Source organism: Nostoc sp. CHAB 5715, from assembly GCF_020829685.1.
Classification (GTDB): Bacteria; Cyanobacteriota; Cyanobacteriia; order Cyanobacteriales; family Nostocaceae; genus Nostoc.
On the sequence record NZ_JAIVFR010000651.1, the window covers coordinates 1 to 4447 of the forward strand.

At 40.3% G+C, this 4447-nt stretch carries 8 protein-coding genes and 1 pseudogene; 3 read left to right on the forward strand and 6 right to left on the reverse strand.

Translation table 11 applies throughout. From position 1 onward, the window contains the following. Positions 1-485: 485 nt before the first annotated feature. The 3 genes from LC574_RS28230 to LC574_RS28235 are packed head-to-tail and all read right to left on the reverse strand — an operon-like array spanning position 486 to position 1141. On the reverse strand, positions 486-671 hold the full coding sequence (locus LC574_RS28230; protein WP_229456973.1) for a hypothetical protein: 186 nt from the start codon (positions 669-671) through the stop codon (positions 486-488). A gap of 17 nt (positions 672-688) precedes the next feature. Then, positions 689-811: a hypothetical protein gene (locus tag LC574_RS38295; protein WP_267871706.1), complete on the reverse strand. Its 123-nt coding sequence runs from the start codon at positions 809-811 to the stop codon at positions 689-691. A 36-nt stretch (positions 812-847) separates the two neighbouring features. Continuing rightward, positions 848-1141, reverse strand: coding sequence for a hypothetical protein (locus tag LC574_RS28235; RefSeq protein WP_229456974.1), 294 nt, complete (start codon positions 1139-1141; stop codon positions 848-850). Positions 1142-1335: 194 nt separating this feature from the next. On the opposite strand from LC574_RS28235, the pseudogene LC574_RS28240 reads away from it, so the two are divergent. After that, positions 1336-1893, forward strand: a pseudogene (locus tag LC574_RS28240) (class I SAM-dependent methyltransferase); the annotation flags it as partial. 162 nt (positions 1894-2055) lie between these two features. Further along, positions 2056-2766: a Uma2 family endonuclease gene (locus LC574_RS28245; protein ID WP_229456975.1), complete on the forward strand. Its 711-nt coding sequence runs from the start codon at positions 2056-2058 to the stop codon at positions 2764-2766. A 38-nt stretch (positions 2767-2804) separates the two neighbouring features. On the opposite strand, the gene LC574_RS28250 is transcribed toward LC574_RS28245, so the two are convergent. The 3 genes from LC574_RS28250 to LC574_RS28260 all read right to left on the reverse strand — a co-directional run bounded on the left by LC574_RS28250 (position 2805) and on the right by LC574_RS28260 (position 4248). Then, the gene (locus LC574_RS28250; protein ID WP_229456976.1) at positions 2805-3101 is read right to left on the reverse strand and encodes a hypothetical protein; all 297 of its coding nucleotides are present in this window, start codon (positions 3099-3101) and stop codon (positions 2805-2807) included. A 61-nt stretch (positions 3102-3162) separates the two neighbouring features. Then, complete coding sequence (locus LC574_RS28255) at positions 3163-3744, reverse strand: Uma2 family endonuclease (RefSeq protein WP_229456977.1); 582 nt, start codon at positions 3742-3744, stop codon at positions 3163-3165. Between the two features lie 36 nt (positions 3745-3780). Further along, positions 3781-4248 carry a VOC family protein gene (locus tag LC574_RS28260; protein WP_229456978.1) on the reverse strand — a complete coding sequence of 156 codons (468 nt, stop codon included), beginning with the start codon at positions 4246-4248 and terminating at the stop codon, positions 3781-3783. A 75-nt stretch (positions 4249-4323) separates the two neighbouring features. Between LC574_RS28260 and LC574_RS28265 the strand changes: the two genes are divergently transcribed. Then, positions 4324-4447: DUF4385 family protein (locus LC574_RS28265; protein WP_229456979.1), on the forward strand; the 124-nt coding region annotated here is incomplete at its 3' end.

Here is a 4447-nt window from a genome sequence, read left to right on the forward strand (position 1 = left end):
CCCCAACACTATGACTATCAAGGGATGCAGTTTCGATTTCATCCCAGAACGGATCGTAAGTGTAAGCAGAAGTGTCTTCTGTCTTAGCAAAAGCTTCTAAATCAAAAAGTGTAGGTTGGTTCATAATCAGACTGGAAATTAATGGTAGCTGTCTCCAGTGATGGAGGCAGTTTTTTTATTCGTCATCACAAACAGTTTCTAAATTAAAGGGAAAAACTATGTCGTCTGGTTTTGTTGCATGTGAAAGCTTCTTACATATTGCCCAGTAGTTGCGGTTTGTCTCCCACCAACGACTACGTAGACAATCTCTAATAAATCCTTCAGGGTTCTGTATCTTGTCGAAACCGCCGCGAATATCAAACAAGATTAGAGCTACTTTTACTTCCCATGTTGGGCGTTCTAATACTTCGGTTACATTGTCGTCAAAATGTATACCAGATTCCGAGAGTACCTCTTGATTAATAGAAGAATATGAATGCTGCTGCTTATTCGATGGGTGATGGTGGCAACAGGTAGTATTCCAGGTATCGGTAAGTCGCTGTTTGACCGTCAACTTCCAATAAAATGTAGAGGAAGCTATTGCACATAATCAGATGAGGAAACCGAAGAACTGCGGTTAACTCTCTTTCTTCTGCTATTTGTCCCGCAAGAGTCGTAAGAATAACTTTCATTGGTCATTGGTCATTAGTCATTGGTCAACTGCGATCGCACAAATCCCCCCACTCCCCACAACCGCGTGAGCAAAACAAAGCCGCCCTCCCCGCAGCGCGTGAGCAATTCCCCTCAAGGAAGCTGCGCCGCGCGAGCACAAAACAAAACCGCCCTTACCACAGCAGGCAGGACGGTTTTATTCAGGTTCTTCTGAGGTTTTAAACTGCTGAGACAGATCCTTTAATTCTTGAAGATGGTTTTTTAGCTCGACTGTTCTGTTTTCCGACTCATGTATTAAGTCCTGGGTTTTTAAAATCAGCCGATCAAGGATTCCCCCAATAATTGCTTGTCCACGTTGTGAAGCGAAATTTCGCCCCTGCCTATCATCTCGATAAGCTGAGAGCGGCTTACTGATAGCTTCTCCGCCAGTCTGTCCAGTCCTTCTGCTCCTGTCTGGGTTAATGCCACAGCAATGGTATGGTTGCCCCAAATGTTCTTCTTCTGAATACAGAAGAAAAGATTTTGATGAAATCGACGGAGTAAGAATATTGTTTTATTGTGCATGTGGACATATATTCTCAGATCCTTTATTGTTTTGGATTGATAAAAAAATTACGACAGTAGAGGGGGCGATTGAGGCTGAATAAAGATTATGCCTAATGCCCAATGCCCAATTACTAGAGTGAACGTCTAAGCCGAGAGGGAGAGGAACAGCCAAGTAAGGTAGTCAGCCTCCTCAACTTGAAACCTAATGATGTAGTGGCGGATATTGGTGCTGGTACTGGTTACTTAAGCTTTCGCATTGCGCCGTTATTAACAACAGGTAAAGTGTTAGCTGTAGATGTTCAGCCAGAAATGTTGGAAATTATTGAGTTGTTCAAAGAAGAGAAAAATATCACCAATGTTGAGCCTGTTTTGGCAACTCTTAGTAACCCAAACTTACCATCTGAAAGTATAGATTTGGCTTTGATGGTAGATGCTTACCATGAACTTGAGTATCCCCAAGAAGTGATGCAAGGAATTGTGAAAGCACTTAAACCAGGTGGTCGGGTAGTGTTGGTTGAGTACCGGGGCGAAAATCCCTTTATTATGATTAAAGGTCTGCACAAAATGACTCAAAAGCAAGTCCGTAAAGAAATGCAAGCTGTTGGTTTGGTTTGGCGGGAAACTAAAAACTTGTTACCTCAACAGCATTTAATGGTGTTTGAGAAACCTGATTCTAGCGCTTCTAGTTTACTCTGACCTCTCTCCTAAAAGGAAAGAGGCTTTGATGCTTACTCGCCTTTCTGGGGTTAGGTGTGTATTGAACTCAACCTAGAAGCACTATATAGTAATTTAGTAAATATCTAAAAAAATATGCATCAAGCCATAATAAAGTAAGACTCCTTGCCAGAGCAGAAAATCATGGTTAACCTATCATTTAAGCAGCAAATTCCTCATTTAGAAAATGGCGATCGCCTGACTCGCTACGAATTTGAGCGCCGCTATCAAGCAATGTCCCGTCATCAAAAGGCAGAATTAATTGAAGGAGTTGTATACTTGGCATCCCCATTACGTTTTGAAAGTCATGCTGAACCACATGGTCATCTAATAGGTTGGTTGTGGACTTACCAAATTGCCACTCCTGGTGTGAGATTGGGAATTGAGCCAACAGTCCGCTTAGATAGAGACAATGAACCGCAACCAGATGGAGTGCTATTAATTACACCAACAGCTAACGGGCGATCTCGTTTGAGTGATGATTATATAGAAGGTGCGCCAGAACTCGTAATAGAGATAGCAGCTAGCAGTGTTGCTATTGATTTACATGACAAGAAAAAAGTTTACGGTCGTAATGGGGTAAAAGAATATATTGTTTGGCAAATATTTGAAAACAAATTAGATTGGTTTAGCTTGCAACAAGGAGAATATATTTCCTTAGAAGTGGGCGCTGATGGAATTATCAAAAGTCAAGTATTTCCTGGTTTGTGGTTATCAATGTCGGATTTACTTGCTGGTAATATGCAGCAAGTATTGGCTGTGTTGCAGTTGGGATTAAATTCGCCAGAACATCAAATATTTGTGCAGCAGTTGTCTAGTCAGAATTCAGGAGTTGGAATTCAGGAGTCAGAATAGCTAAACAATCAGGAAAAGATTTAATGAATATTTTGGCATCAGTCTATTTTTTTGGGAATTAAGCTGGCGCTTTTGGTTGAACTATCCCAAACAATCCAGCTAAGAGAATTATCTAAATCATCGGGGCTATTTGAAACTTTGAAATATAGCTTTTCTGCACCTTTTGTTTCAATAGCGAAGTCGGCATTTTGAGCATAAACAACTATAAAACCTTTGTCTCGCAAACAATACATCGCCCACGCTTTTAATGATTGCTTGTATGGTTCGTGTGGAATTGGCGGTTTTGTGATTGTGTCTTCAATTACTTTAAATATTTGCGTGATTTTCGTGGTCATAGTAGATTAACTAGTGTTTTTTCAAGAATTGTTGCCACTTTTGACACATAGCAATCAATTATTATTCTCCCCAAATTTTTTTCATATTGAGTACAAAACCAGGTAAAATAGTTTCTCCAGAAAGAGTTTGAGGTGATTTTAAAATTTCCACATCTTGTCCGGGACGATAAATTTCTACTTCCTGTTTTTTTCGATTTATTAGCCAACCTAAACGACATCCATTTGACATATACTCATGCATTTTTTCTTGAACTTTTTTCAAAGTGTCAGATGGTGACATTATTTCAATTGCAAAATCAGGAGATAAAGGAATAAATTTTTCTCTTTGTTCTTTTGTCAAACTATCCCAACGAGATTTTTTCACCCACGAAACATCAGGAGAACGGTCAGCCCCTGAAGGTAAAGTAAATCCAGTGGAAGAATCAAAAACTTCGCCTAGTTGCTTTTGTTCATTCCATGATGCCAATTGCAGAATTAAATTAACGTTACTTCTTCCAGTTTCTCCTCCCGTTGGTGGTATTATGACTAATTCTCCTTGAGCATTGCGTTCTAATTGTAAATCGGGGTTTTCTTCACACAGCTGATAAAACTGCTCTGTGGTCAGTTTAAGAATCGAATTAAGGTTTAATGTCAGTGCTGTCATTGAAGTATTTCCCGTTTTGTGCTGACAAATAATTATTTAATGGGCATCTGGATCGCAACGAATTTCAATCATAAAGCCATCTGGATCGTAAAAATACACTCCTCTACCAGTAGGACGAGTGACTGGGCCATGAGCGATCGCTATTTTATTTTCTCTGATCACTGTCACCGCGCGATCAAATAACTGGGGATCGATGTCAAAGGCTAGATGGTACGCTCTGGTGAAGGTCTTTTCTGGGTCAGGATTTGGTGGTGTTAATTCGGGTTCCCCAAATAAATCCAGAATCGTACCATCCGGGGTGATGAAGTTGGCTACTTTCCCAGATGCGACAAGTTCTACCAGGGTTGCGGGTACTTCGTCGCCTGTGAGTTCATGCAAACCCAGGATTGTGCCATAAAAGTAGCGGGAAGCTTGCATATCCTGGACATTGAGGGCAATGTGATGCACTTTACGCAGATTTCCTGGCGCAAGGACACTGTTCACGGATTGGGTGCTAGATAGCATAGTAGAACAAAATCTCAATACTTAGATAGAAGTTGAACTTTTTTTAAAGTTTATTATGAATAATAAAAATCTATCATGGCTTTTGATTATTCTTTAGACTTTAAAAATATTAATTTTCGCCACCATCCTGAACTCTATCGTGTTGGGAAGGGTGAGCAGGGTGTACTTTTGGTTGAACCATACAAATCAGAAATTCTTC

Coding starts and splice junctions, on each gene's coding strand:
- LC574_RS28260 (WP_229456978.1), bottom strand. CDS start 4,248: ATGCTATCTAGCACCCAATCCGTGAACAGTGTCCTTGCGCCAGGAAAT.
- LC574_RS28250 (WP_229456976.1), bottom strand. CDS start 3,101: ATGACCACGAAAATCACGCAAATATTTAAAGTAATTGAAGACACAATC.
- LC574_RS28230 (WP_229456973.1), bottom strand. CDS start 671: ATGAAAGTTATTCTTACGACTCTTGCGGGACAAATAGCAGAAGAAAGA.
- LC574_RS28245 (WP_229456975.1), top strand. CDS start 2,056: ATGGTTAACCTATCATTTAAGCAGCAAATTCCTCATTTAGAAAATGGC.
- LC574_RS28255 (WP_229456977.1), bottom strand. CDS start 3,744: ATGACAGCACTGACATTAAACCTTAATTCGATTCTTAAACTGACCACA.